We start from the raw sequence: 26,271 nt of genomic DNA on the forward strand, positions 1-26,271 counted from the left end.
GCTTTCTTCTTGACGCGAAATTACGCCGAAAGTTCGGCTAGAGCTTGAGCGACGGTGACTTCGCGCTTTTCGCCGGTCTTGCGGTTCTTCACTTCGACCATGCCATTGGCGATGCCGCGCGGACCGATCACGACCTGCCAGGGCAGACCGATCAGATCCATGTCGGCAAACTTCACGCCCGCCCGCTCGTCGCGGTCATCCAGCAGCACCTCGACCCCCGCAGCCTCGAACTTGGCATAGAGGTCTTCGGCCGCCGCATCGCAGGTCGCATCGCCGACCTTCATGTTGATGAGGCCGATCTTGAAGGGCGCCACCGACTCCGGCCAGATGATACCGGCATCGTCGTGGCTCGCCTCGATGATCGCGCCCAGCAGACGCGAGACACCGATGCCATAGGAGCCCATGTGCACGGTGACAGTCTCGCTGCCCGGCGCCGTCACGGCAGCCTTCATCGGCTCGGAGTACTTCGTGCCGAAATAGAAGATATGGCCGACTTCGATACCGCGCGCGGTGACGAGGTTTTCTGCAGGTACGGGGCAGTTTGCCGGATCGTGCTTTTCCTCGGTCGCGGCATACATGCCGGTCGCCCAATCGACGAAGGGCTGCAGATCCTTTTCCTTGACGAGCGGATTTTCCAGCACGTCGGTTTCGACCCAGGCCTTGTCGCAGAAGACCTGGCTCTCGCCGGTTTCGGCCAGCACGATGAATTCATGGCTGTGGTCGCCGCCGATGGGGCCGGTGTCGGCCTTCATCGGAATGGCCTTCAGGCCCATGCGCTGATAGGTGCGCAGATAGGCCACGAAGTGATTGTTGTAGGATTTGACGGCCGATTCCTTGTCGAGATCGAAGGAATAGGCATCCTTCATCAGGAATTCACGGCCACGCATCACGCCGAAACGAGGGCGCACCTCGTCCCGGAACTTCCACTGGATGTGATAGAGGTTCACGGGCAGTTGCTTATAGGAGCGGACGTAGGTGCGGAAAATATCCGTCACCATTTCCTCGTTCGTGGGGCCGTAGAGCATCTCGCGCTTATGGCGGTCGGTGATGCGCAGCATCTCCTGGCCATAGTCGTCATAACGACCGCTTTCGCGCCAAAGGTCGGCAGACTGCAGGGTCGGCATCAGGATTTCATTGATGCCCGCGCGGTTCTGTTCCTCGCGCACGATGTTCGCAACCTTGTTCAGCACCCGCAGCCCCAGCGGCAGCCAGGCATAGATGCCGGCGCTCTGCTGACGGACCATGCCCGCGCGCAGCATCAGACGATGCGAAGCGATCTGCGCCTCGGCGGGCGTTTCTTTCAAGGTGGGCAGGAAGAACTTGGAAAGGCGCATGTCACACTCGTCTGAGGGAAAGGCTTAAAACAAAAAAGAGGCCCCGGACTTTAGGGCCTCTTTTCCTGCGTCTCAATGAATAGATCATCGCACGCGGCGGCAGGCCACATAAACGGCTTGGTTTTCGCTTTCGCTCAACGGTCGGCCGTTGAGATAGGCCTTCCCCTGCTCGTCGATGGTGATAAGACCGGCGCTCATATCGAGGGACATGCCGGGTGGCAGCACGGTCGTGGTGTAGCGACGGGCATTGATATTGATATCGGCCGTCACCGGCACACCCTGGCTACCGGCGCTGCCCGGCAGGTCGGCGGGCGCAACGCCGCTGTCGGCATTGGGCTTATAAGTGACATCATCGTTGGGGACATGGCTGGAGAGGCGCTGGCAGTCCAGACGCTGGATCGTCAGATCATTCTGCCGGACCTGACTTAAAGCAGGTTCGGACAGCATGACTGCCGCAGGAATAAGCGCACCGTTTCGAAGCCACCGTTGCATAGAACCCTGCCACATGGCCTTAACTCCCTGTCCCACCACGAAAATCCCGCACATCCTATATAGGAAGCGCGTTGCATTCTCTAAAGGCAGAGAGTGGCAAAAAAATGGATGACTCTCACTAAACTTGACCGTATAGTGTGGGCACAAAAAAGACCGCGCAACTAAATAACAAGCCGCGCGGCCCGAGTTTAGGGAGGAATCGCCACCAGGCGTCGACAGAGAGAAAATCTCTTGTCGTAAATAACAATAATTGTTGCGCTGCATGGTGGCAAGGAAGAAACTTCTTCCTTGCCTCATTTTTTTGCGTTCATTCTAGAGCTGTTCGAATATTAGGCAGAATGTCTGCCCAATGTGCAGTCATTGTCTAAATAGCGCTCACAGTGAAACGCCCAATTGCTTGGCGATATACCGCCGCTCCTGCGTCAGCCCGGTAAAGCCATAGGCGTCGGCCTGAACCTCGTGCACCAGGGCATAGCTTTCGGCGTGAAGCGGCCCCAGTTTCTCAGCCATGAAAGCGTAGATGGCGGCAAGATAGGCGGCCTTCTCGTCCTTCGTATTGGTGCCGACTACCACCTTGATATCGAGCCAGTAGCTGGCGAGCTGCTGATCCGCCAGGGACAGCCCGCCGACAAACCAGGTGGCGGGATCGATAGCATTCACGATCACGGCGGTAATCTTCGGATCCTTGCGCAGATGCTTGGCGGTCAGGGCCGAGACGCCTTCGGCGATTTCCGCGCGCTGCGCCGGGGCAAGATTGGCACTGACAGTCACAGTGATGATCGGCATCGGAGTTTTCCTTTTCAAAGCCGGTTGCTGTTGAAAAGACCGTACTCCCGGCGCATAATTAAGAAAATTTGAAACACCTTAATTCGTCAGTAAGAGAAACTGAATGCGCTATCTCGACCTCGCCTCCCTGCGCAGTTTCCTGCTGATTGCGGGCGGCCATAGCTTCACGGCAACCGCTCAGGCCGTGGGGCGCACGGCGTCGGCGGTGACCCAGCAGATGCAGAAGCTGGAAGCAGACCTTGGGCAGTCACTGGTCCTGCGCGAGCGCGGGCGCAACAGCCTGACCCCGGCGGGCGAGAAGCTGCTGCCGCTGGCAAGACGCATGCTTGCCATCAACGAGGAAGCGATGTTGGATTTCCACGCCGCCCCTCCCCGCCCTCTGCGGCTGGGCGTGACCCAGGATATTGCGGAAATCCTCTTGCCCAGCGGGTTGCGCCGCTTCAATGCCGCCTGCCCCGGCACCGCCATCGATCTGCGGGTGGAACGGTCGGATAGCCTGCTCGATGGCCTGCACCAGGGGCTCTATGATCTGGCCGTGGTGATCGAAAAGCCCGGCATGGAGGGCGGGACTGTCCTGGGCAGCCTGCCGATGATCTGGATCGGCCGGGCGGATACCGATTTCGAAGCAGATGCCACGCTGCCGCTCGCCCTGTTCGATCCGCCCTGCAGCTATCGTCAGGCCGCCCTCTCGGCCCTCGACACCGCCGGACGCCCCTATCGCCTCGCCCTGACCAGTCCCAGCGTCACCGGCCTGCGCGGTGCAGCCGAGGCGGGCATCGCCCTCACGGTGCGTACCCGCCATCTGCTGAAGGATCCGCTGGCGGATGTCGGCGCGCGCCTGCATCTGCCGGACCTGCCGGATGTCCGCTATATCGCCCATACCGGCGGCGATCCCTGGCCGGAGCGTGATCTGCTGTTGGAGATCATCCGGGGATCCTTGTCTTAGAAAGCACGGCAGAAAGATCCAACGATCACAATTTTAAAAGCCTTTGATCTAAGTTACCGTAATCATCAGCTTAGTCTTAACCGTGGATCAGCCGATGACGTTTGTCCGTTTTTACGATGACATCGAGCTTGCCAAGCAATTGCTTGTGAATAGCGCAGTCTCGTCAAACGGGCGTATCGTCAGAGACATCAAGGCTCAAGTCGCCGTCGAGCTGAGCCGTCTTCAGCAGTTGGTCCGCGGTAAACTGCCGGGGATGGCCAGTGATTATCGGCGCATCATCTGCGACGAAACATTATACCGCCCGCTGATTCGCAACTCTTTTTTCCTGCCATCAGGTGACCCTCTTGTTAAAGAATTTTTCCCCGAATGGGCCGGGGCTTCGCGGTTCCAATCCATCGGCACGTCGCAAGAGCTCAGGCAGGCGCTGAAACAGCAGCATGAAATCAACGGCTTGCTGATCGAAAATCATTATATCGCAATGCTGTGGAACGCTGATTTCACCACGGCTGAAAAAATCATCTTAGGCACGATTGAGTTCGTAAAATTCGCCGCAGCCGTCTATGCGACGGTGGTCTCGTTTGGAGCCGCCGCAGACAGCATGGTCTCGGCCATCAATCAAGTCACCGACGCCGCCAGAGCGATATCGGGTGCTATCAGTCGTATCGGTGAGGCCGGGAACTCACTTACCCAAACCGCACGGGTTATCGGGGAAGCGGGGCAACGCCTTGATGCAGCGGCTGGAATGATGGGGGATGGCCTATCTTCCCTATCCGCCACAGGGTCTGGCATCGGAAAAGGAATTGGGTCGGCCTTGGAGGCAAAAGAGGCAGGTGGAAATCTGTCTGCCCTGACCGGCGCCACCAATTCGTTGGACCTTACGAGCCGAGGCATGATCGCCCATCGATCCGGCAGCCTCCAGGGCCGAAATGCCCGTCACGTCGAAGGACAAGATCTGGCAGCGATGCGCTATGGTGACCAGAAAGCCGCTGCGCAAGACGAAGAGTTGCTTCGAAAGATGGCCTTTGTCGTCATCCAGCAGATACGTCCCGCCCGAACTAGCCTGGACGGTGATGTCACCTTGATTTCCGAGGAGCATGGGCGCGGTAAATTCCCCGTGCCGGTTGCCTGTCGTTATACCGCAAAACTCGAACTTGCGCCTGTAGCAGCTGTCCGCATTGGCCCTGCGGTTCGTGATGTGGTTGCTGCGGCGGCTGCCGCGCTTGAAGCCGGGCGCATGCGAGACGGCGTCTATCCTTGGGACCCGCGCGGCATCAGAGACAGTGAAGCCTATTACGATCAATTCCTGCGTCACAACGATGGTGATCACCGTGAAATCACCGGTTCGGGCACCATCACCAGCCTCCCGACAATAGACTGGGACGCCAGCAACTGGGTTGATAGTGGGGAGCGCCATACCATCGATCTCGCCCTCCCCCTCGCGCCCGGCGTCAAGAAGGCAATTGCCCTTGCCGAGCAGCAATTGACCCGTTTACACGGGCAGATCCATGCGGCTCACGTCAAGGCGGCAGGTCAAGTCCTGGCGAGAAAAAGCGCCACGGGTATGCTGGCCCGCGCCCGTGGTCGGCTGGCCGCACGGCAAGAGGCAACGATACGACGGCTGCCGAGCGCCGCGAAATTCGCCACGGAGACCGACAGGGGGATGTTCGCCCGCCGCGATCCGCTGCTCAAGGCGGCAGATACCATGCTGCTAGAATATGAGCAGATCGCCACATCGGAGATCATAGGCCGGGCTGTACAGCTGAAACTGCTCGACAGCACTCTGCGGAACTATCTCGCCAATAAACCGCAATCCAGCAAGCGGCCGGTCATTGATGCACTGCTTGGCGAGCTTCAGGCCGAACTAAGGGCCATCGAGGCCAGCCCCGATTATCTCGCCTCTACCTATACAGGTTGAAGGCCGACTTCAGTCTTCCCAGTCCTGGATAATCTCCCGGAAGGAGATGAGGTCGGAAGCGATGATCGCATAGACGATCAGCCAGATCACGATGCTGACGCCGGTGGTCCAGAGCGCCTTTTTCCCCAGCATCGGCTTTTCCGGCGCGCCGTACTCCGATCCGACCAGGGGATCATCCTGCTTGCGCACCCCGATGGGCAGCATGGCAAAAAGCACCGTCCACCAGATGATGACAAAAACCACAAAACCGGAAACGGGACCCATCGCCTAGACTTGCTCCAACTCAACCAGGGTGCCGCAGAAATCCTTGGGATGCAGGAATAGCACGGGCTTGCCATGGGCGCCGATCTTCGGCTCGCCATCGCCCAGAACCCGCGCGCCGCTGGCCTTCAGATGGTCGCGCGCGGCCAGGATATCTTCGACCTCGTAACAGACGTGATGCATCCCGCCCGACGTATTCTTGGCGAGGAACCCGGCAATCGGGGAATTCTCGCCCAGCGGATGCAGCAGTTCGATCTTGGTATTCGGCAGTTCGACGAAAACGGTCGTCACCCCATGCTCCGGCAGATCGACCGGCGCCGAGACCTTGCCGCCCAGGGCATCGCGATAGAGCGCTGTGGCAGCAGCAAGATCCGGCACGACAATAGCGACATGGTTCAGGCGACCGATCATCTATTCCCTCACACGCGAACGATCTGCACGTCGGCAATCGGCTTCAGGCCGAGCGTGCTGTAAAGGCTGCGGCGCACGGCGATGCGGGCCGTTTCCTTCAGCAGCGTATCGTCGCTTTTGCGCGAGCCTGCATCAAGGCTTTCAACGGCAAAACGCACCGAATCGCGCGCCTTGGTGACCAGCTTCTGATCTTCTTCCGACTCGGCATCCAGCAGCCCGTGGAGCGCCAGGACCGGATCGGCCTTCAAACCGCCATCGCTGCCCAGAACCAGCGTCACCACGGCGATGCCATTCTGCACCAGACGCTGGCGCTGACGGATCGAGGGACCGGACAGCGGCACCAGACGCGACCCATCGAGGGCAAGCCGACCGACATTCACCTTGTCGAGGATCGTCGGCGTACCGGGCCCAAGCTTCACGACCTCGCCATTCTCGGCCACGACTGTATGCGGCACCTGGCATTCTTCGGCCAGGAAGGCATGTTCGTGCAGATGCCGCAGTTCGCCATGGACCGGCACTGCGATCTTCGGGCGGATCAGCGAATACATGCGCGCCAGCTCGTCCCGCGCCGGATGGCCGGAAACATGGATATCGTGATCGTCCTCGGTGATCAGCTCGACGCCGGCCCGGACCAGCTTGTCCTGGAGCTTGCCGATGGACTTCTCGTTCCCCGGAATGACACGGCTGGAGAAGATGACGGTATCGCCCTCTTCCAGCACGATGTTCGGGTGATCGCCATTGGCGATGCGGGCCAGCGCCGCGCGCGGTTCGCCCTGGCTGCCGGTGCAGAGCAGGACAATCTCGTTCGGTTCGGCGCGGGCGCCCTCCTCCTCGGTCAGGAAGCGGGGAATGCCTTGCAGATAGCCGTTCTCCCGGGCGCTCTCGTCCATCTTGCGCAAGGAGCGGCCGACCAGCGCCACCTTGCGGCCATGCTGGGCGGCAGCGTGATAGACCGAGGTCAGGCGCGCAACGTTGGAGGCAAAGCAGGCCACGGCCACGCGGTTCTCAGATTCGCCGATCAACTCAGTCAAAGCCTCGCGCACGGTGGCTTCGGAACCGGCTTCACCTTCGCGGAAGACGTTGGTGCTGTCGCCGATCAGCGCCAGCACGCCCTCATCGCCCAGGCGTCGCAGAGCGTCGAAATCGACGGCATCGCCCAGCAGCGGCTCGGGATCGAACTTCCAGTCGCCGGTATGCAGCACTGTGCCGACCGGCGTGCGGATGGCCAGGGCGCTCGGCTCCAGGATCGAATGGGTCATGGAGATGAATTCGACCTGGAAAGGATCGAGGTCGACAGAACCACCCAGCGGAATTTCATGGAGCGGCACTTCACGCGCCAGACCGGCTTCGGCCAGCTTGCGGCGCAGCACGCTCGCGGTGAAGGGCGTGCAATAGATCGGGCAGCGCAGGCGCGGCCACAGATGCGCGACGGCGCCGATGTGATCCTCATGCGCATGGGTCAGCACGATGCCGACCAGCTCGCTCTTGCGCTCCACGATGAAGCTGGGGTCCGGCATGATCACGTCGACCGGGGTGGAATCATCCCCGAAGGTCACGCCAAGATCCACCATCAACCACCGGCCGTCATAGCCGAAGAGGTTGAGGTTCATGCCGATTTCACCGGCCCCGCCGAGCGGCAGGAAAAGCAGTTCGCGGCTGTCGGCAGCCGCCATATTCAATTGATAAAGGCTCATTTACCCTTGTTTCTGTAATAGATCAGGCTCAGGCCCGATAAGATGAGTGTCTTGTCGATATTCTCTATGACCGAAGTGGCGCCCGCGAACATGGTTGCAAGCCCCCCGGTCGCGACAATGGTGACAGGTCTGTCCAGCTCTGCCCGCATACGGGCAACCAACCCTTCGATCATTCCGATATAGCCCCAGAAGACACCGGACTGCATCGCCGGAACCGTGGAGCGGGCAATGACCGACTGGGTCGGCCGAATGTCAACGCGGGGCAATTTTGCCGCCGCCATATAGAGCGACTTGATGGAGAGGTTGATACCGGGCGCGATCACGCCGCCCGCGAAATCACCCTTCTCGTCCACCACGTCGAAGGTGGTCGCTGTGCCAAAATCGATGACGATCAGATTGTTGCCGAATTTTTCGCGCGCAGCCAGGGCCGTCACCAGCCGGTCGGCGCCCACTTCGGCCGGACGTTCGATATCCGCGCTGATACCCAGATCGAGCGCAGGATCCCCCACCACCATCGGCTTGGTGCCGAAGTATTTGTCGCAGAGACCGCGCAGATTGAAGAGCGATTCCGGCACCACGCAGGCGATGATCGCGCCGTCGATGGCGGACCGCTCGATATTGGAGATGCTCAGCAGTTGGAGCAGCCAGACGCCATATTCGTCGGCCGTGCGCTGACTATCGGTCGAAATCCGCCAGGAGCCGAGGATCTCGCCCCCCTCCATCACGGCAAATTCGGTATTGGTGTTGCCCGCGTCGATTGCCAGCAGCATGCGTGTCGTTCCCTAAAGCCCGAACATCTCGCCCGCCGTGAAGCGGCGGATACCGTCATCGAGTTCCAGCAGCATGGCCCCCCCCTCGTCGATGCCAAGGAAACGGCCGTGGATCATCTCCGTCCCCGGTCGCAGGCGCACCGTCTCGCCCAGCTTCCAGGCCCGCGCCATCCAGGTTTCCCGCAAGGGCGCAAAGCCTTCCACAGACCAACGTCCATAGGCGAGCGCAAAACTACGGCAAAAGCGGGTCAAAACACCATGGGGCGTAATGCCGGGTACATATGCGCCAATGTGGGTCGCGGGATATGGCGTCTCATCGGGATGGCTCGCGACATTCACGCCGATGCCCAGAATGACGACGCCATTCTGGGCTTCCAGCAGCAACCCCGCCCCCTTGGCATTATCGATCAGTAGATCGTTCGGCCATTTGATCGCCACCTCGGCCCGGGTACCGATCAACTCGGCCGTCGCTTCGGCCAGCGCCATGCCCGCCACCAGGGAAATCTGCGCGATCTCCACCAACGGCCGCACTGGCCGCAGAACCATCGAGAAATAGAGGTTACCCGTCGGCGCCGCCCAGGCACGCCCCTGGCGGCCACGTGCACTCGTTTGCCGTAAGGCCTGAACGATGGTGAATTCGGCAGCCCCAGATGCGGCGAGGCGGGCAGCCTCGTCATTGGTGCTGCCCGCCTCGTCCAATAGTGTCAGGGAAAAGCCGGGGGGCAGAGTGTCCCCCATCAATTCACCCACCAATGATGCTCTTTGCCGCCAGCAGGGCCGGACCGACGACCGCACCCGGCCAGATCCAGAACAGACCGTTCAGCACCGTCGTCACGATGGCAACCGCGCGGATGCTGGGGGTCATGGCATCGAACGAGCCGGTGGGCTGATCGAAATACATGACCTTGATGATCCGCAGATAGTAGTAGGCACCCACGACGCTGGCGACCACGCCGATGATGGCCAGGGCATAGAGATGCGCCTCGACCGCCGCGACGAAGACATAGAGCTTCGAGAAGAAGCCCGCGAGCGGCGGAATACCGGCCATGGAGAACATGAAGAGCAGCAAGGTCGCGGCCAACATCGGATTGGTCTTGGCAAGACCCGCCAGATCGTCGATCCGTTCAACCGCCTTGCCCTGGCTGCGCATGGCGAGGATGCAGGCGAAGGTACCGGCGCCCATCACGACATAGATCGCGAGGTACACCATCACGCCGACGACGCCAGATTCAGTGTTGGCAGCCAGACCGACGAGCGCAAAACCCATGTGACCGATGGAGCTATAGGCCATCAGGCGCTTGATGTTCTGCTGATTGATCGCGGCAACGGCGCCGAATGCCATCGAGGCGATGGAGACGAAGACAACGATCTGCTGCCACTGGCCTGCCAGCGGCTCGAACGGGCCGATCAGCACACGCACCAGCAGCGACATGGCGGCGACCTTCGGGGCGGCGGCAAAGAATGCCGTCACCGGGGTCGGCGCCCCTTCATAGACGTCCGGCGTCCACATATGGAACGGCACGGCCGAAACCTTGAAAGCCAGGGCGGCAATGACGAACACCAGACCGAAGACGGCGCCGGTCGCAGCCTGACCGCCGGCGAAATGCGAGGCCATCAGCGAGAAGTTGGTGGTCCCGGCAAAGCCATAGATCAGCGAGGAGCCGTACAGCAGCATGCCCGACGACAGCGCGCCCAGGACGAAGTACTTCAAGCCCGCTTCCGAGGATTTGAGGTTATCGCGGTTGATCGACGCGATGACGTAAAGCGACAGCGACTGCAGCTCAAGACCCATATAGAGGGACATGAGGTCGTTCGCCGACACCATCATCATCATGCCGAGCGTGGCGAAGACGACCAGCACCGGATATTCGAAGCGGGCGATCTTCTCCTTCTCGAAGAAGCTGATCGACAGCAGCAGCGCGAAGGCCGAACCCAGCAGCACCAGAATCTTCATAAAGGTGCCGAAGGCATCGGCACGGAATAGGCCACCAAAGGCGACGTTATGGCCGCTTTCCGGTGTTGGAACCAGAAGCACCATAGCAGCCGTCACGACCATGGCGGCAATAGCAGTACTGGTCACGGAGCGTGTCGCCCGCTCGGCCGGAGAGAAGACACCGAACATGAGCAGGAAGATACCCGCCAGCGCCAGAAATAGTTCCGGCGCGACGTTTGCCATATCGATCAGGGAGAAGGGGGTATTCAGCACAATAGCAACTCCCGTTAACGAACCCAGGCCAGTACGGTGTCAGTCATCGACGGCAAGCTCCCGCCATGAGCCAACTGAAGCGACTTCACGAGATTTTCGACCGCGGGCTGCATCGGATCCAGGAAGGAGGACGGATAGATGCCCATCCACAGGGTCAGGATGATCAGCGGTGCGAACAGCGCCCATTCACGCGGCGAGAGATCCGGCAGACCCTTGAGGTCTTCCTTTTCCAGCTTACCGAAGCAGATGCGGCGATAGAGCCACAGCGAATAGGCAGCGCCCAGGATCACACCCGTGGTCGCCAGCATGGCAACCCAGGTATTGGCCTTATAGGCGCCCAGCAGAATGGTCATTTCGCCGACAAACCCGCTGGTCCCCGGCAGACCGATGGTCGCAAAGGTGAACAGCAGGAAGACCAGCGCATAACGCGGCATATTATTGGCAAGACCGCCATAGCGCGCGATCTCGCGGGTATGCAGGCGGTCATAGACCACGCCGACGCACAGGAACAGCGCGCCCGACACGATGCCATGGCTCAGCATCTGCAGGATCGAACCGGCGATGCCCTGCGTATTCAGCGCGAACATGCCGATGGTGACGAAGCCCATATGCGCGACCGACGAATAAGCGATCAGCTTCTTCATGTCGTCCTGCGCCAGCGCGACCAGCGACGTATAGATCACGGCGACGACCGACAGCGCGAAGATCAGCGGCATGAAGTCGACGGTGGCAAGCGGGAACATCGGGATCGAGAAACGCAGGAAGCCGTAGCCGCCCATCTTCAGCAGCACGCCCGCCAGGATGACCGACCCTGCGGTCGGCGCTTCCACGTGGGCATCCGGCAGCCAGGTATGGACCGGCCACATCGGCACCTTCACCGCAAACGATGCGAAGAAGGCCAGCCACAGCCAGGTCTGCATCCCAGCCGGGAACTTATGCTGCAGCAGCGCGACGATGTCGGTGGTTCCGGCGTTCCAATACATCGCCAGCATGGCGATCAGCATCAGGACCGAACCCAGCAGCGTATAGAGGAACAGCTTGAAGGCTGCATAAACGCGACGCTGGCCACCCCAGACGCCGATGATCAGGAACATCGGGATCAGCACACCTTCGAAGAAGATGTAGAAGGTCACGATATCGAGGGCTGCGAACATGCCGATCATCATGGTCTCGAGGACCAGGAAGGCGATCATATACTCGCGCACCTTCTTCTCGACCGATTCCCACGACGCCAGGATGCAGATCGGGGTCAGCAGGGTCGACAGCAGCACGAAGAGATACGAAATCCCGTCGACGCCCGCGTGATAGGTGATGTTCAGGCCGGGCAGCCACTTGTACTGCTCGACGAACTGGAACTCCGCCGACGTGCCGTCGAACTTGAACCACAGCACCAGCGACAGCGCAAAGACCACCAGCGAGGTCCAGAGCGCGACATGGCGAGAGGTCTTCGCGACCGTGGCTTCTTCACCGCGCTGAATGGCAATCAGCAGCGCGCCGACCAGCGGCAGGAAGGTGAGAAGGGAGAGGATGGGCCAACCGGACATTCTATTCCCCAATCAACCGCGCAGGAGATACCAGCTGACGAAGGCAACGACGCCGATCAGCATGGCAAACGCATAGTGATAAACATAACCGGACTGCAGAGTGCTGGCGCGCTTCGACAGGAAGACCGTGAGCCAAGCGACGCCATTCGGACCGAAGCGATCGATGATGGCCCCGTCCCCGCCCTTCCAGAGCACGCGGCCGATCCACAGGGACGGGCGCACGAACAGGAAGTGATAGACCTCGTCGAAGTACCATTTGTTCAGAAGGAAGGTATAGAGGCCGTGGAAGCTCTCCTTCACCTCGACCGCAAAGGCCGGGCGACGGATGTAGGAGTACCAGGCCAGCGCGATACCACAGAGACCAGCCACCAGCGGCGCCCAGGGAACCCAGGCCGGCAGATGATGGTGGGCCTTTTCGATGCTGTCATGCTCGGCCAGGACCTGGATCGCCGGCCCCCAGAACTCAGCCCGGTGATGACCGATGAAGAGTTCCTTGCCAAGCCAACCTGCCAGCACCGCGCCGATGGCGAGCACAAACAGCGGGATCAGCATGACGATGGGCGACTCGTGCGGCACATGCTCGCCGTGGCCGTGGCCATGATCGTCGTGGGCATGGGCAGCATGGGCATGATCGTCATGACCGTGAGCGTGATCATCGTGATGCGCATGCTTCCAGCGGGCTTCGCCATGGAAGGTCATGAACAGCAGACGCCAGGAATAGAAGGCAGTCAGGAAGGCCGCGCACATGCCCAGGATGAAGGCGAAGTAGCCTGCCTGCGACCCTGCGGCATAGGCCGCTTCCAGCACCATATCCTTGGAGAAATACCCAGCGAACGGCGGGATACCGGCAAGGGCAAGGCTGCCGATCCACATCAGCACATAGGTGACGGGGATCGCCTTATAGATGCCGCCCATCTTGCGCATGTCCTGTTCGTGGTGCATCGCATGGATGACCGAACCGGCGCCTAGGAACAGCAGGGCCTTGAAGAAGGCGTGCGTCATCAGATGGAACATGGCCGCGCCATAGGCCGAAACACCGGCGGCGAAGAACATGTAGCCCAGCTGCGAGCAGGTCGAATAGGCGATGACGCGCTTGATGTCGTTCTGCACCAGACCGACGGTCGCGGCGAAGATCGCGGTCAGACCACCGATGATGGTGACGACGGTAAGCGCGGTCGGAGCCAGTTCGAACATCGGCGACAGGCGGCAGACCATGAAGACACCGGCGGTGACCATCGTCGCCGCATGGATCAGCGCCGACACCGGGGTCGGGCCTTCCATCGCGTCCGGCAGCCAGGTGTGCAGACCAAGCTGAGCCGACTTGCCCATCGCGCCGACGAACAGCAGCAGGCAGATGGTGGTCAGCGCATGGACTTCCATGCCGAGGAACTTGAAGGTCGCGTCTTTGAGGCCGGGAGCGGCCGTGAAGATGTCAGCCAGATTGACGGTATCGAAGAGGAAGAAGGTCCCCATGATGCCAAGCGCAAAGCCGAAATCACCCACGCGATTGACGACAAACGCCTTGATCGCGGCGGCATTGGCCGAGGGCTTTTCGTACCAGAAGCCGATCAGCAGGTACGACGCCAGACCGACGCCTTCCCAGCCGAAATACATCTGGATCAGATTGTCAGCGGTCACCAGCATCAGCATGCAGAAGGTGAAGAGCGACAGGTAGGCCATGAAGCGACCCTTTGCCGGGTCTTCGCTCATGTAGCCGACCGAATAGACATGCACGCAGGCCGACACGGTGGTGATGACGATGATCATCACGGCCGACAGCGTGTCGAGCTTCAGCGACCAGTTCACCTCGAAGGTGCCGACATCGATCCAGCGCAGGACCTGGATGACCTGGGCGTTGTGATTGACGGCAACGTCGAAGAAGGCGACCCAGCCCAGGGTAGCGGAAATGATCAGCGCGCCGCAGGTGACGATCTGCTGACCGCGGAAGCCGAGGACCCGGCCGCCGAACCCGGCGAGGATGGCCGCGATCAGCGGCAGGAAGACGATGGCTGCATACATGGCTGCCTCAGCCCTTCATCACGTTGGCATCCTCAACCGCGATCGTGCCGCGGTTGCGGAAATAGGTCACCAGGATCGCCAGGCCGATGGCGGCCTCGGCAGCGGCGACGGTCAGCACAAACAGTGCAAAGACCTGACCCGCCATATCCTGGAGGTGGGTGGAGAACGTCACCAGATTGATGTTCACCGCGAGCAGCATCAACTCGACCGACATCAGGATGATGATGATGTTCCGCTTATTGAGGAAGATACCGAAGATCCCAAGGGTGAAGAGGATCGCGGAAACGGTCATGTAGTGGGAAATGCCGATTTCCATGGCTCACACTCCCTTGCCGGTTTCGACCTTGACCGTCGCCACGCTGTCCGCGCGGGTCCGGCCGATCTGATCAGCGATTTTCTGACGACGCACACCGCCGCGTGTCCGCAAGGTCAGGACAATCGCGCCGATCATGGCGATCAGCAGGATCAGACCCGCAGCCTGGAACAGGTAGGCGTACTGCGTATAAAGGATACGGCCGATATCATGGGTATTGCTGACGCTATTGACCCCCGCCGGCGCGACAAGCGCGCTCTTGGCATCCGGGGCAATCACCCAGCTGCCACCCACCATGATCAGTTCGACCAGCAGGATGATCCCGATCAGCGCGCCAATCGGCAGATACTGCAGAACCCCCTGTCGCAGCTCGGCGAAATTGATGTCCAGCATCATGACGACGAACAGGAACAGCACCGCGACCGCGCCGACATAGACGACGACCAGCAGCATCGCGAGGAACTCCGCCCCCATCAGCACGAACAGACCCGCGGCATTGAAGAAAGCCAGGATCAGGAACAGCACCGAATGGACCGGATTGCGCGACGAGATGACCATGACGCCCGAGGCGACACAGATCGTGGCGAAGAGATAAAAGGCGAGTGTCTGGATAATCATTTCCGGCTCACCCAATCTGTTCGGAAGTTACGGTTTTCACAGCTGACTCACAGGGCCATCGAGAAAAAGCGAAGACATACATAGCAACAAGATTCACGAGCGGAACTAGCATCAGGAGCGCCCACCACCCCCTATATCCCGCTCTCTTCAAGATTTTGGCAGACCACCAAAAGCAAAGAAAAAAGAAAACGAGAAAAGGTAAAAAGATAAGCCAATGCCAGAGAGAGAAGCTGCCCATCTACGCCTCCAACTTCGGCCATTTGGAATGAGCAATCACTCCAAGCGCAATCATTAAGCCGACGTAGGGTATCAATAGAACTACCACCCAAACTTTACTTAGACCAACCCGTCCCAGAATCCGCACAAAAGGGATTCCCAAGATCGCGAAGCCGATCAGAACTGAAGTGATAAGTGGGATAAATTCCATAATGGCTTACCGGTAGGGCGAGTCGGCCGCGAGATTCTGCGCGATCTCGACTTCCCAGCGGTCGCCGTTCGCCAGCAGCTTTTCCTTGTTATAGAAAAGCTCCTCGCGGGTTTCGGTGGCGAATTCGAAATTCGGACCCTCGACGATGGCATCGACCGGGCAGGCTTCCTGGCAGAGGCCGCAGTAGATGCACTTCGTCATATCGATGTCGTAGCGGGTCGTGCGGCGCGAACCGTCTTCACGCGGCTCGGCCTCGATGGTGATGGCCAGCGCCGGGCAGACCGCTTCGCACAGCTTGCAGGCAATGCAGCGTTCTTCGCCGTTCGGGTAGCGGCGCAGCACGTGTTCACCGCGGAACCGCGGCGACAGCGGACCCTTTTCATACGGATAGTTCAGCGTGACCTTCGGCTTGAACATATAGCTGAAGGTCAACTTCATGCCCGACAGAAGCTCTGCCAGCAGAAAGCTCCGCGCTGTGCGATCCAGGAACGCCATAACCCTTACTCCATCGCTGGGGCGGCAGGTTCCCCTACCCGCCCAGGATCAAATCAGTAAACTCAGCTCGCCTTCGGCAGCCAGTCGAACGCCACCAGCACACCCGCCACCAGCACCACATAGAAGAGGCTGAACGGCAGGAACACTTTCCAACCCAGGCGCATCAGCTGGTCATAGCGGAAGCGCGGGAAGGTCGCACGAACCCACAGGAAGCAGAACAGGATCGCGCTGGTCTTGAGGGCAAACCAGATGATGCCCGGGATCCAGTTGAACGGCGCGATATCGAGCGGCGGCAGCCAGCCCCCGAGGAACAGGATAGTCGCCATCCCGCTCATCATGATCATGTTGGCATATTCGCCGAGGAAGAAGAGCGCGAAGGTCATCGCGCTATATTCGGTGAAATAGCCGCCGACCAGTTCCGATTCACCTTCGGGAAGATCGAAGGGCGAGCGGTTGGTTTCAGCCAGGGCCGAGATGAAATAGATGACGAACATCGGCAGCAGCGGAATGGCGAACCACACCGTCTTCTGCGCTTCGACGATCTTCGAGAGGTTCAGCGAACCGACACACAGCAGCACAGTCACGATCACGAAGCCGATGGAGACTTCGTAGGAGACCATCTGCGCTGCCGAACGCAGGGCGCCAAGGAAGGAATACTTCGAGTTCGACGACCAGCCCGCGATGATGATGCCATAGACACCCAGCGACGAGATCGCGAAGAGATAAAGGATGCCGACGTTGATGTCGGACAGCACCCAGCCCTTATCGACCGGGATAACGGCCCAGGCGATCAGCGCCAGGATGAAGGTCAGCATCGGCGCCAGGATGAACAGCACGCGGCTGGCCCCTGCCGGGATGATGGTTTCCTTCAGGAACAGCTTGGCGCCATCGGCCAGCGGCTGCAGCAGACCGAAAGGACCGACGACGTTCGGGCCACGGCGCATCTGCATGGCCGCGATCACCTTGCGCTCGGCATAGGTCAGATAGGCGACGCACACCAGCAGCGGCAGCACGATCGCCAGGATCTGCAGAACGATGATGACGCCCGGCAGCGCGTAGTCTTGCCAAAAATCAACCATAGGTGCCGGTCCGTTCCAGAAGGTCGTCGGGCTGCTGCCCATGGATGAACAAGGTCGAGCATTTCGCCATGGTCTCGGACGCACGGCTGACGACGCAGGTCAGATAGAAGTCGGAAACCGGCGAGCTGTAACCGCCCGGATTGAGCGGGCCGGTGGTGCCGAACGAGCCCCAGGCACCCGGCGTCACAGCGCCGATGGTGCGGAAGGTCGCCGAAGCCTCGGCCATCTTGCCGCGCAGTTGTTCGAGCGTGTCGAACGGCAGCGGACGGGCGATGGTGCCGGACAGTGCACGCAGGATCTTCCAATCTTCACGCGCCTGACCCGGCGGGAAGACGGCCATCTTGGCGCGCTGGGCACGGCCTTCGAGATTGACGTAGGTGCCGTTCTTCTCGGTATAGGCTGCGCCCGGCAGGATGATGTCGGCACGCGCGGCACCGGCATCGCCGTGATGGCCCTGATAGATCACCAGAGTCTTTTCGCCCAGCTTGGAGGTGTCGATCCCATCGGCACCCAGCAGGAAGACCAGCTCGATCTCGCCCTTGGACGCGCCATCGAGGATCGCGGCGGTATCGCGAGCGCCCGACTTCGGCAGGAAGCCGAGATCCAGAGCGCCAACGCGGCTGGCCGCCGTGTGAAGCACGTTGAAGCCGTTCCAGCCGTCCTTGATCAGGCCCAGATTATCGGCGACCGCACGGGCGGCTGCCATCTGCGCGGCCCCATCGGCACGGGCTGCGACACCCGAACCAATGATGATCATCGGACGCTGGGCGCCCTTCAGCACCTCGGCGAAGGGATGACGGCCGTCAGCGATATTCTGCAGCAGGCCGGTATCGTCGCCCAGATGGTCGAACTTGTAGGTCAGATCGAGCTTTTCACCGATGACGGCGATCTTGGCCTTGCCGGTCAGGTAGCGCTTGCGGATGCGGGCATTGACCAGCGGCGCTTCCCAGCGCGGGTTGGAGCCCACGATCAGGATGGCATCGGCTTCGTCGATCCCGGCGATGGTCGAATTGAAGAGGTAACCGGCGCGAGCGCCCTCCCCGATCTTCGCCCCATCGAGACGGCTGTCGAGGTTCGACACGCCCAGGCTTTCCATCAGGCCCTTCAGCGCGAAGATCGATTCCGCATCGACCAGATCGCCGACCAGAGCCGCCATCTTGCGCGGATCGGTGCCGGTCAGACGGTCGGCGACAATCGACAGCGCCTCTTCCCAGGACGCTTCGGTCAGCTTGCCGAGGCGACGGACATAGGGACGGTCCAGGCGCTTCTTCTTCAGACCATCGACCGAGTAGCGCGACTTATCCGACAGCCACTCTTCATTGACGTCTTCATTGAGGCGCGGCAACACGCGCAGCACTTCGCCGCCACGGGCATCGACGCGGATATTGGCGCCGACGGCATCCAGCACGTCGATGGATTCGGTCTTGCGCAGCTCCCAGGGCCGCGCCGTATAGGCGTAGGGCTTGGAGGTCAGCGCACCGACCGGGCAGAGGTCGACGATATTGCCCGACAGTTCGGAGGAGATCGCCTTCTCGATATAGGTGCCGATCTCGGTATGCTCGCCACGACCCGTCGCGCCCAGATCCGGCGCACCGGCGACTTCCGCGATAAAGCGGACGCAGCGGGTGCAATGGATGCAGCGGTTCATGAAGGTCTTGATTAGCGGACCGAAATTCTTGTCCGGCACTGCGCGCTTGTTTTCGGCATAGCGCGAGCGGTCATAGCCATAACCCATGGCCTGATCCTGCAGATCGCACTCGCCGCCCTGATCGCAGATCGGGCAATCGAGCGGATGGTTGATCAGCAGGAATTCCATGACGCCGCGGCGGGCCTTACGCACCGTGTTGGTGTCGGTCTTGATCACCATATTGTCAGCGGCGGGCATGGCGCAGGATGCGATAGGCTTGGGAGCCTTTTCCATCTCGACCAGGCACATGCGGCAGTTACCGGCGATGGACAGACGTTCGTGATAGCAGAAGCGCGGAATTTCCACGCCTGCCACTTCGCACGCCTGCATGACAGTGGCGCCGGGTTGGACTTCGACTTCGATCCCGTCGACCGTAAGTTTCGGCATCTCGGGTTCCCCTTACTCGGCGGCCATCACGGAGGACGAACGGCGCGCAAGAATGCGGCTTTCGATCTCCGGACGGAAATGACGGATCAGACCCTGGATCGGCCAGGCAGCAGCATCGCCCAGCGCGCAGATGGTGTGACCTTCGATCTGCTTGGTGACGTCTTCGAGCATGTCGATCTCTTCGATCTCGGCCTCGCCCTTGGCAAGACGCTCCATGACGCGCCACATCCAGCCGGTGCCTTCACGGCACGGCGTGCACTGGCCGCAGCTCTCATGCATGTAGAACTTCGACAGGCGGGTGATCGCCCGGACGATGTCGGTCGACTTGTCCATGACGATGACGGCAGCAGTACCCAGGCCCGAGCGCAGACCGCGCAGCGTGTCGAAATCCATCGTGACGGTGTCGCAGATGTCTTTGGGCAGAACCGGCACGGAGGAGCCACCGGGGATGACGGCCAGCAGGTTGTCCCAGCCGCCGCGCACGCCGCCGCAATGCTTCTCGATCAGTTCCTTCAGGGGGATGCCCATCTCCTCTTCCACCGTGCAGGGCTCATTCACATGCCCGGAGATGCAGAAGAGCTTGGTACCCGTGTTGTTCGGCTTGCCGAGACCGGCGAACCATTCGGCACCGCGACGCAGGATGGTCGGGGCGACGGCGATGGATTCGACGTTGTTCACCGTGGTCGGGCAGCCATAGAGACCGGCACCGGCGGGGAACGGCGGCTTCAGGCGCGGCTGGCCCTTGCGGCCTTCGAGGCTTTCGATCAGCGCGGTTTCTTCGCCGCAGATGTAGGCGCCCGCGCCACGATGCAGATAGATGTCGAAGTCCCAGCCCGAACCGCAGGCATTCTTGCCCACCAGACCGGCGTCATAAGCCTGCTGGATCGCGGTTTCGAGGTTGTTACCTTCCATCCAGAATTCGCCGCGGATGTAGATGTAGCAGGCGTGCGCACCGATGGCGAACGACGCGAGCAGGCAGCCTTCGATCAGCTTGTGCGGATCGTGGCGCATGATTTCGCGGTCTTTGCAGGTGCCGGGCTCGCCTTCGTCGGCATTGACGACGAGGTAGTGCGGACGCTCGGACGCCTTGGGCATGAAGGACCACTTCATACCGGTCGAGAAGCCCGCGCCACCACGGCCGCGCAGACCCGACTTCTTCATCTCGTCGATGATCCAGTCGCGGCCTTTTTCGATGATAGCCTTGGTGCCATCCCAGTCGCCGCGTTTTTGGGCGCCGGGCAGACCGAAGTCCTGAAGGCCGTAAAGGTTGGTGAAGATGCGATCCTGATCCTTCAGCATCAGGTCTACTCCTTCATTTCGGTCAAGGTGGTGATGCCACCGACCGGCGCCGCGCGCACGCGGCCGTTCTGCGGACCATCGGCGGGCAGTTCGCCGCGCTTCAGGGCTTCGAGGATCTGCACGGTGTTTTCGGCCGTCAGATCCTCGTAGAAGGCTTCTTCGCGGCCGGTATAGGGCGCGGTCACCTGGATCATCGGGGCATTGACGCAAGCGCCCAGGCACTCGACCTCGACCAGCGTGAACTCGCCATCGGGGGTGGTTTCGCCCACATCGATGCCGAGCGTCTTTTTGCAAGCCGACAGCACGTCATCCGACCCGCGCAGCCAGCATGGCGTCGTCGTGCAGACCTGTACGAAGTGGCGGCCGACCGGCTTCAGGTTGAACATCGTATAGAAGCTGGCGACTTCATAGACGCGGATCGCCGGCATATCGAGCAGCACCGCGATGTAATCCATCGCCGCCTTGGGCAACCAGCCGCCGAACTGACGCTGGGCCAGATCGAGCAGCGGAATGACCGCGCTGGCCTGACGGCCTTCGGGGTATTTCGCGATATGGGTCTTCGCGCGCGCCATATACTCGGCGTTGAACTCGAAGCTGTCGGGTTGCCCCGTCTGAATAGCCAGCCTGGTCATCGATCGATCTCACCAAACACGATATCGAGCGACCCGATGATCGCCACGGCGTCCGCGAGCATGTGACCCTTGGACAGGAAGTCCATTGCCTGAAGGAAGGCATAGCCCGGGGCGCGAATTTTACAACGGTACGGCTTGTTGGAGCCGTCCGAGACGAGATAGACGCCGAATTCGCCCTTGGGGGCTTCGACGGCGGCATAGGTATGCCCTGCCGGGACGTGATAGCCCTCGGTATAGAGCTTGAAGTGCTGGATCAGCGCTTCCATCGAGCGCTTCATGTCGGCGCGCTTGGGCGGAACCGCCTTGCCGTCGGTCGCCATGACCGGGCCGTCCGGCATCTTCTCGATGCACTGCTTGATGATCCGCAGCGACTGATACATCTCGTCGACGCGGCAGAGGTAACGGTCGTAGCAGTCGCCGTTCTTGCCGATGACAACGTCGAAATCCATCTCGGCATAGGCGTCATAGGGCTGCGACTTGCGCAGATCCCACGGCACACCGGCCGAACGCAGCACCGGACCGGAGAAGCCCCAGGCCATCGCCTCTTCGGCATTGAACTTGCCGATATCGACGGTGCGCTGCTTGAAGATGCGGTTGTTGGTCAACAGGCCTTCGAGGTCGACCAGGAACTTCGGGAAGTTATCGGCCCATTTGCCGATATCCTCCAGCAGGCCCGGCGGCAGATCCTGATGCACGCCACCGGCACGGAAGTAATTCGCGTGCAGACGCGCGCCGCAGGCCCGCTCATAGAACTCCATCAGCATCTCGCGCTCTTCGAAGCCCCAAAGGGCGGGCGTCATGGCGCCGACGTCGAGTGCGTAGGTGGTGAGGTTCAGAATGTGGTTCGCAATGCGGCCCAGCTCGCAATAGAGCACGCGGATATATTGGCCGCGCTTGGGCACCTTCAGGCCCATCAGATTCTCGATGGCCAGCGCAAACGCATGCTCCTGGTTCATCGGCGCCACATAGTCGAGGCGGTCGAAGTACGGCAGGGCCTGGATATAGGTCTTATATTCGATCAGCTTTTCGGTGCCACGATGCAGCAGACCGATATGCGGATCCGCGCGTTCGACGATTTCACCGTCCATCTCCAGGACGAGGCGCAGCACGCCGTGGGCCGCCGGATGCTGGGGACCGAAGTTGATCGTGTAATTCTTGATATCGGCTTCAGGCATATCGGTCTCCTCAGGCGCGCGGCTTGGTCGGCATGATCGGCGCCTTTTCGTCGCCGGGCAGCGCTACCTGACTGGTGATCCCTTCCCAGGGGCTCATGAAGTCGAAGGAACGGAAATCCTGAACGAGGCTGACGGGTTCATAGACCACGCGCTTCTGTTCGTCGTCGTAGCGGACCTCGACATAGCCCGTCATCGGGAAGTCCTTGCGCAGCGGATGACCCTCGAACCCATAGTCGGTGAGGATGCGGCGCAGGTCGGGGTGATTCTCGAAGAACACACCGTACATGTCCCAGGTCTCGCGCTCGAACCAACCGGCCGACGGGAAGACATCCACCACGGACGGCACCGGCGAAACCTCATCGGTCTCCAGCCGTACGCGCACGCGACGGTTAAACTTCAGCGACAGCAGGTGATAGACGACGTCGAAACGCTGCAGGCGTTCGGGATAATCGGCGCCGCAGACATCCATCAGCAGCTTGAAGAGGCATTCCGGATCATCGCGCAGAAACGTCAAAAACGTCGCGATGTCGCCACGATTTACCGTCACGGTAAGCTCGTCGCGCTCCAGGGCCGTCGACACCACGGCCGAGCTTTGCTTCTCGGCCAGGTAGGCGCCCAATTGCTCAATGGTTTCGATCATGACGGTGCGGAACCCCGCGAGGCAGGACAATTAGACAAAAGCGGCCATCCGGCCAGGAGAAGGCAGCAGCGGATCAGCGCGAGAAATTGCGCGTCCGCTTGATCTTCTTCTGAAGCTGGATGATGCCGTAGACGAGAGCTTCGGCGGTCGGCGGGCAGCCCGGGACATAGATGTCGACCGGAACGATGCGATCGCAGCCGCGAACGACCGAGTAGGAATAGTGATAGTAGCCGCCGCCATTGGCGCACGACCCCATCGAAATCACCCACCGCGGCTCGGCCATCTGGTCATAGACCTTGCGCAGAGCCGGAGCCATCTTGTTGGTCAGGGTACCCGCGACGATCATCACGTCCGATTGACGGGGGCTGGGACGCGGGACGACACCCAGGCGGTCCAGATCGTAGCGCGGCATGTAAGCGTGGATCATCTCGACCGCGCAGCAGGCCAGACCGAAGGTCATGGGCCAGAGCGAACCTGTACGCGCCCAGTTCACCAAATTATCGAGCTGAGCGACAACAAAGCCGCGCTCCGAAATCTCGTCGGTCACATTCTTGAGGATATCGTCCTGAACCGCACCGGGAGGTACGGGCAGCACGCCGGTTCCGGTCACTCCCATTCGAGCGCCCCCTTCTTCCATTCATAGACGAAGCCGATGGTCAGCACGCCCAGGAAACACATCATCGACCAGAAACCGAACAGACCGATCTCGCCCAGCGAGACGGACCACGGAAACAGGAAGGCGACTTCCAGATCGAAAATGATGAAGAGGATAGCGACGAGATAGAAGCGCACGTCGAATTTGGTGCGGGCATCCTCGAACGCCTCGAAACCGCACTCGTAGGCCGAGACCTTTTCCGCGTCCGGATTCTGTTTGGCGACGATATAGGAGGCAGCCACAGCCGCCCCGGCGACACCCACTGCGATCCCGAGGAAAATCAGAATCGGCAGATATTCCTTGAGCAATCCACTCATGCCCTAACCCCTTCCATCGGTCGGCGACGGCTTTATCCGCCAAGGCGCGGATCTTAATCGTCCGCCTGCACACGACCTAAACGCGTGATCGACCGCACCGGCCTCCCACGAGCGCGCACTATAGGCACCCCCGCTGCGAGATGAAAGCCCGTTACGATGTCGCACCTGCACTTTTTAACGTTTTAGCGGCGGTTAAGCAATGTGGGAGCTTTACCAGCCAAACCGTGGCGCAGAAATGCGAAAGCCGCCCCGAAGGGCGGCCTGCATTTTACCGAAGTGGCGCGAGTGACGGGGCTCGAACCCGCGACCTCCGGCGTGACAGGCCGGCACTCTAACCAACTGAGCTACACCCGCGCTGGCTTCGGTGAGCGGGTGTATAGCGGCCCCGCCCGACCAGCGTCAACAAGAAATCGTAAAATCTGCCAAGTCTTTGCTCGGAAGGGATAAATCAGCGCTTTGACGCGCGATTCCGGAAACGAAAAAGCCGCCCCGGAGGGCGGCTTTTCGAAAGACACGACTGGCGCGAGTGACGGGGCTCGAACCCGCGACCTCCGGCGTGACAGGCCGGCACTCTAACCAACTGAGCTACACCCGCTCACCAGTCGTGTGGGCGGGTTTTTAGGGCCCCGCCCCTCTGGTGTCAAGCATGTTTCACGCAAATATGACGAACAGTATGTTGCGGAGTTTCAAAAGTGCCGCTTCACGCCGTGATCACTCAGATGGCGGCGCAGATCCTCCAGCGTTTCAACATTCGGAAATGCGCGTTTGGGGAGGATAAAAAACATCTGCGTCGACAGATACAACAGCAAGAGATCATCGGTCTCTCGCCAAGCGTAAAGTCGAGTCCACATAACCTGAGAGCGGGAATCCGTGCCACCGAAGTCGAGCCATTCCTCTGACCATTTCACCTTAGCTTCATTACGCAAAAGCCATTCGCTGTCGATATAGCGACGCTTCTCCCGTCTTGAGATCAGGGAATTGAAAAGAAAGGAGGTGCCCAAGACCACGAAAAACGCGCCGCCGAAACCATGATCGAGCTGCCACGCCCGCCCTCCGAGAAGAAGGAATAAGACCGTAAAAACCCCGGACCAGCGCCAAGCCTTCGACATTGAGGCTTTTTGAGCAGCGGCCAGTTCTTCAGCTGTCAATCGAAAGACAATCATCGCTTAAACGCTCCGCGCCACGCCTTGTTGTTCCAACCTATTGCGTAGATCCTCCAACATCTCACTATCCGGAAATGCGCGCTTGGGCAGCAGCACAGACATCTTGCCGCCCAGATAGAGGACGATCAGCGAGTCATTTTCTGCCCAACCCCGGAAGCGATCCCAGCCATAGTCGGTGCTGCCCGTGGGCGCCGCCACCGTCAGCCCTTCAGCAGACCAGGAAACCGTCAGATCCTCGATCCGCTTGCGGTTCTGTTCATAGAGCTTCCCAGCCGCCAATCGGCGCGTCAATTCCGGCCCGCGCGCCGCCAGGATCATCAACGGCACGAAGGCCCCAGCCCCCAGGACGGAATAGAGCACCCCATGCGGGCGCAGCATGTAGCCCGCCGCCAGGGCGCCGAAGCCACCCAGGAGCAACATGAACACACGCCGCCGCTCCCCACCCCTTTGCGTCTTGAAGGCACCACTGGCGATGAAATCGTCTTTGGTCAGGCGGAAGGTAATAGACACAGATACTCTCGATAAGACGGCCACAATTCCGCTGTCGTCACCCGCAGCGGGCCAAGTGCCTGCGGAATTCGATCAGAGTTTCCTCAAGTTCAAAACTCCGACGCGGTATAATGAGACAATCCAAATCGGAGAAGTAGAGCAAAATCACTCCCGCCCCCTCCTGCCAACGCTTAACTGACTCCCAGCCAGATTGCCGCCTTGTCTTGGCGGTAACAACCTCTATACCGCTCTCCGTCCAAGACACTCGAATTGGTTCACGATGGAGCCGGAGATAACTTCGGCCGCCGTACCAGAGAAAAATACAGATCGCCAGCGTTACCACACTCACCATCGCGGCGATGAAATATCTTGCCTCAGCCGATGACAGGGGGGTGGCAAAAAGAATAACGCCCAGAAATGCAATGATGAGCCATCTCAGCAGATGCTTTCTGGCAAAGGCCATCACGAAAATGGCGCGCCAGAAATCGCCCGCCCTGACGCCGAACGAGATGGTCAT

Annotated in this window: 27 protein-coding genes and 2 tRNA genes; 2 read left to right on the top strand and 27 right to left on the bottom strand. The window is 60.4% G+C overall.

The window, feature by feature from the left end; genetic code table 11:
* Nucleotides 1–20: 20 nt before the first annotated feature.
* The 3 genes from proS to ACFSM5_RS00205 all read right to left on the bottom strand — a co-directional run bounded on the left by proS (nt 21) and on the right by ACFSM5_RS00205 (nt 2,612).
* A complete protein-coding gene (gene proS / locus ACFSM5_RS00195; RefSeq protein ID WP_379873846.1) occupies nt 21–1,334 on the bottom strand; it encodes a proline--tRNA ligase in 1,314 nt (437 codons plus the stop codon).
* An 84-nt stretch (nt 1,335–1,418) separates the two neighbouring features.
* Nucleotides 1,419–1,841, bottom strand: coding sequence for a hypothetical protein (locus ACFSM5_RS00200; protein WP_379873849.1), 423 nt, complete (start codon nt 1,839–1,841; stop codon nt 1,419–1,421).
* A 360-nt stretch (nt 1,842–2,201) separates the two neighbouring features.
* Entirely contained in the window at nt 2,202–2,612 is a 411-nt protein-coding gene (locus ACFSM5_RS00205; RefSeq protein WP_379873851.1) for a tautomerase family protein, read from the bottom strand.
* A gap of 103 nt (nt 2,613–2,715) precedes the next feature.
* Here ACFSM5_RS00205 and ACFSM5_RS00210 point away from each other — a divergent pair, with 103 nt between their 5' ends.
* Both ACFSM5_RS00210 and ACFSM5_RS00215 read left to right on the top strand, forming a co-directional pair.
* Entirely contained in the window at nt 2,716–3,558 is an 843-nt protein-coding gene (locus ACFSM5_RS00210) for a LysR substrate-binding domain-containing protein (RefSeq protein ID WP_379873854.1), read from the top strand.
* A 94-nt stretch (nt 3,559–3,652) separates the two neighbouring features.
* Nucleotides 3,653–5,473 (top strand): hypothetical protein, encoded by a 1,821-nt coding sequence (locus tag ACFSM5_RS00215; protein WP_379873856.1) that lies wholly within the window; start codon nt 3,653–3,655, stop codon nt 5,471–5,473.
* 9 nt (nt 5,474–5,482) lie between these two features.
* Here the strand turns inward: ACFSM5_RS00215 and ACFSM5_RS00220 are convergent, their stop codons facing one another.
* From ACFSM5_RS00220 to ACFSM5_RS00335, 24 genes are all read right to left on the bottom strand, one after another.
* The gene (locus ACFSM5_RS00220; RefSeq protein ID WP_379873858.1) at nt 5,483–5,737 is read right to left on the bottom strand and encodes a DUF1467 family protein; all 255 of its coding nucleotides are present in this window, start codon (nt 5,735–5,737) and stop codon (nt 5,483–5,485) included.
* 3 nt (nt 5,738–5,740) lie between these two features.
* Nucleotides 5,741–6,145, bottom strand: coding sequence for a methylmalonyl-CoA epimerase (gene mce, locus ACFSM5_RS00225; RefSeq protein ID WP_379873860.1), 405 nt, complete (start codon nt 6,143–6,145; stop codon nt 5,741–5,743).
* Between the two features lie 8 nt (nt 6,146–6,153).
* Nucleotides 6,154–7,839 (bottom strand): ribonuclease J, encoded by a 1,686-nt coding sequence (locus ACFSM5_RS00230; RefSeq protein WP_379873863.1) that lies wholly within the window; start codon nt 7,837–7,839, stop codon nt 6,154–6,156.
* Entirely contained in the window at nt 7,836–8,609 is a 774-nt protein-coding gene (locus tag ACFSM5_RS00235) for a type III pantothenate kinase (RefSeq protein WP_379873866.1), read from the bottom strand. The genes ACFSM5_RS00230 and ACFSM5_RS00235 overlap by 4 nt, the downstream gene beginning before the upstream one ends.
* Nucleotides 8,610–8,621: 12 nt before the next feature.
* Nucleotides 8,622–9,359: a biotin--[acetyl-CoA-carboxylase] ligase gene (locus tag ACFSM5_RS00240; RefSeq protein WP_379873869.1), complete on the bottom strand. Its 738-nt coding sequence runs from the start codon at nt 9,357–9,359 to the stop codon at nt 8,622–8,624.
* Nucleotides 9,352–10,785, bottom strand: a complete 1,434-nt coding sequence (nuoN, locus tag ACFSM5_RS00245; RefSeq protein ID WP_379874490.1) for an NADH-quinone oxidoreductase subunit NuoN — start codon at nt 10,783–10,785, stop codon at nt 9,352–9,354. The genes ACFSM5_RS00240 and nuoN overlap by 8 nt, the downstream gene beginning before the upstream one ends.
* Before the next feature lie 44 nt (nt 10,786–10,829).
* The gene (locus ACFSM5_RS00250) at nt 10,830–12,359 is read right to left on the bottom strand and encodes an NADH-quinone oxidoreductase subunit M (protein WP_379873871.1); all 1,530 of its coding nucleotides are present in this window, start codon (nt 12,357–12,359) and stop codon (nt 10,830–10,832) included.
* Between the two features lie 12 nt (nt 12,360–12,371).
* On the bottom strand, nt 12,372–14,378 hold the full coding sequence (nuoL, locus tag ACFSM5_RS00255) for an NADH-quinone oxidoreductase subunit L (RefSeq protein ID WP_379873873.1): 2,007 nt from the start codon (nt 14,376–14,378) through the stop codon (nt 12,372–12,374).
* A gap of 7 nt (nt 14,379–14,385) precedes the next feature.
* A complete protein-coding gene (gene nuoK / locus ACFSM5_RS00260; RefSeq protein WP_379873876.1) occupies nt 14,386–14,694 on the bottom strand; it encodes an NADH-quinone oxidoreductase subunit NuoK in 309 nt (102 codons plus the stop codon).
* A 3-nt stretch (nt 14,695–14,697) separates the two neighbouring features.
* A complete protein-coding gene (locus ACFSM5_RS00265) occupies nt 14,698–15,309 on the bottom strand; it encodes an NADH-quinone oxidoreductase subunit J (protein WP_379873879.1) in 612 nt (203 codons plus the stop codon).
* Between the two features lie 433 nt (nt 15,310–15,742).
* Nucleotides 15,743–16,231, bottom strand: a complete 489-nt coding sequence (nuoI, locus tag ACFSM5_RS00270; RefSeq protein ID WP_379873881.1) for an NADH-quinone oxidoreductase subunit NuoI — start codon at nt 16,229–16,231, stop codon at nt 15,743–15,745.
* Between the two features lie 62 nt (nt 16,232–16,293).
* Nucleotides 16,294–17,310: an NADH-quinone oxidoreductase subunit NuoH gene (gene nuoH / locus ACFSM5_RS00275; RefSeq protein ID WP_379873883.1), complete on the bottom strand. Its 1,017-nt coding sequence runs from the start codon at nt 17,308–17,310 to the stop codon at nt 16,294–16,296.
* On the bottom strand, nt 17,303–19,384 hold the full coding sequence (nuoG, locus tag ACFSM5_RS00280) for an NADH-quinone oxidoreductase subunit NuoG (protein ID WP_379873885.1): 2,082 nt from the start codon (nt 19,382–19,384) through the stop codon (nt 17,303–17,305). The genes nuoH and nuoG overlap by 8 nt, the downstream gene beginning before the upstream one ends.
* A 12-nt stretch (nt 19,385–19,396) precedes the next feature.
* Entirely contained in the window at nt 19,397–20,683 is a 1,287-nt protein-coding gene (gene nuoF, locus ACFSM5_RS00285) for an NADH-quinone oxidoreductase subunit NuoF (protein ID WP_379873888.1), read from the bottom strand.
* Between the two features lie 5 nt (nt 20,684–20,688).
* Complete coding sequence (gene nuoE, locus ACFSM5_RS00290) at nt 20,689–21,315, bottom strand: NADH-quinone oxidoreductase subunit NuoE (protein WP_379873890.1); 627 nt, start codon at nt 21,313–21,315, stop codon at nt 20,689–20,691.
* A complete protein-coding gene (locus tag ACFSM5_RS00295) occupies nt 21,312–22,490 on the bottom strand; it encodes an NADH-quinone oxidoreductase subunit D (protein WP_379873892.1) in 1,179 nt (392 codons plus the stop codon). The genes nuoE and ACFSM5_RS00295 overlap by 4 nt, the downstream gene beginning before the upstream one ends.
* A gap of 10 nt (nt 22,491–22,500) precedes the next feature.
* Entirely contained in the window at nt 22,501–23,130 is a 630-nt protein-coding gene (locus tag ACFSM5_RS00300; protein ID WP_379873895.1) for an NADH-quinone oxidoreductase subunit C, read from the bottom strand.
* 73 nt (nt 23,131–23,203) lie between these two features.
* Nucleotides 23,204–23,746 (bottom strand): NuoB/complex I 20 kDa subunit family protein, encoded by a 543-nt coding sequence (locus ACFSM5_RS00305; protein ID WP_417498508.1) that lies wholly within the window; start codon nt 23,744–23,746, stop codon nt 23,204–23,206.
* Nucleotides 23,737–24,102: an NADH-quinone oxidoreductase subunit A gene (locus ACFSM5_RS00310; RefSeq protein ID WP_379873900.1), complete on the bottom strand. Its 366-nt coding sequence runs from the start codon at nt 24,100–24,102 to the stop codon at nt 23,737–23,739. Before ACFSM5_RS00310 ends, ACFSM5_RS00305 begins: the two co-directional genes overlap by 10 nt.
* A gap of 277 nt (nt 24,103–24,379) precedes the next feature.
* A tRNA-Asp gene (locus ACFSM5_RS00315) sits at nt 24,380–24,456 on the bottom strand.
* Nucleotides 24,457–24,620: 164 nt separating this feature from the next.
* Nucleotides 24,621–24,697 (bottom strand) — tRNA-Asp (locus ACFSM5_RS00320).
* Between the two features lie 91 nt (nt 24,698–24,788).
* The gene (locus ACFSM5_RS00325; protein WP_379873902.1) at nt 24,789–25,265 is read right to left on the bottom strand and encodes a YcxB family protein; all 477 of its coding nucleotides are present in this window, start codon (nt 25,263–25,265) and stop codon (nt 24,789–24,791) included.
* A gap of 3 nt (nt 25,266–25,268) precedes the next feature.
* A complete protein-coding gene (locus ACFSM5_RS00330; RefSeq protein ID WP_379873905.1) occupies nt 25,269–25,775 on the bottom strand; it encodes a YcxB family protein in 507 nt (168 codons plus the stop codon).
* 37 nt (nt 25,776–25,812) lie between these two features.
* The gene (locus ACFSM5_RS00335) at nt 25,813–26,271 is read right to left on the bottom strand and encodes a YcxB family protein (RefSeq protein ID WP_379873908.1); all 459 of its coding nucleotides are present in this window, start codon (nt 26,269–26,271) and stop codon (nt 25,813–25,815) included.

Source organism: Lacibacterium aquatile (assembly GCF_042683105.1).
Lineage (GTDB): Bacteria > Pseudomonadota > Alphaproteobacteria > Elsterales > Elsteraceae > Lacibacterium > Lacibacterium aquatile.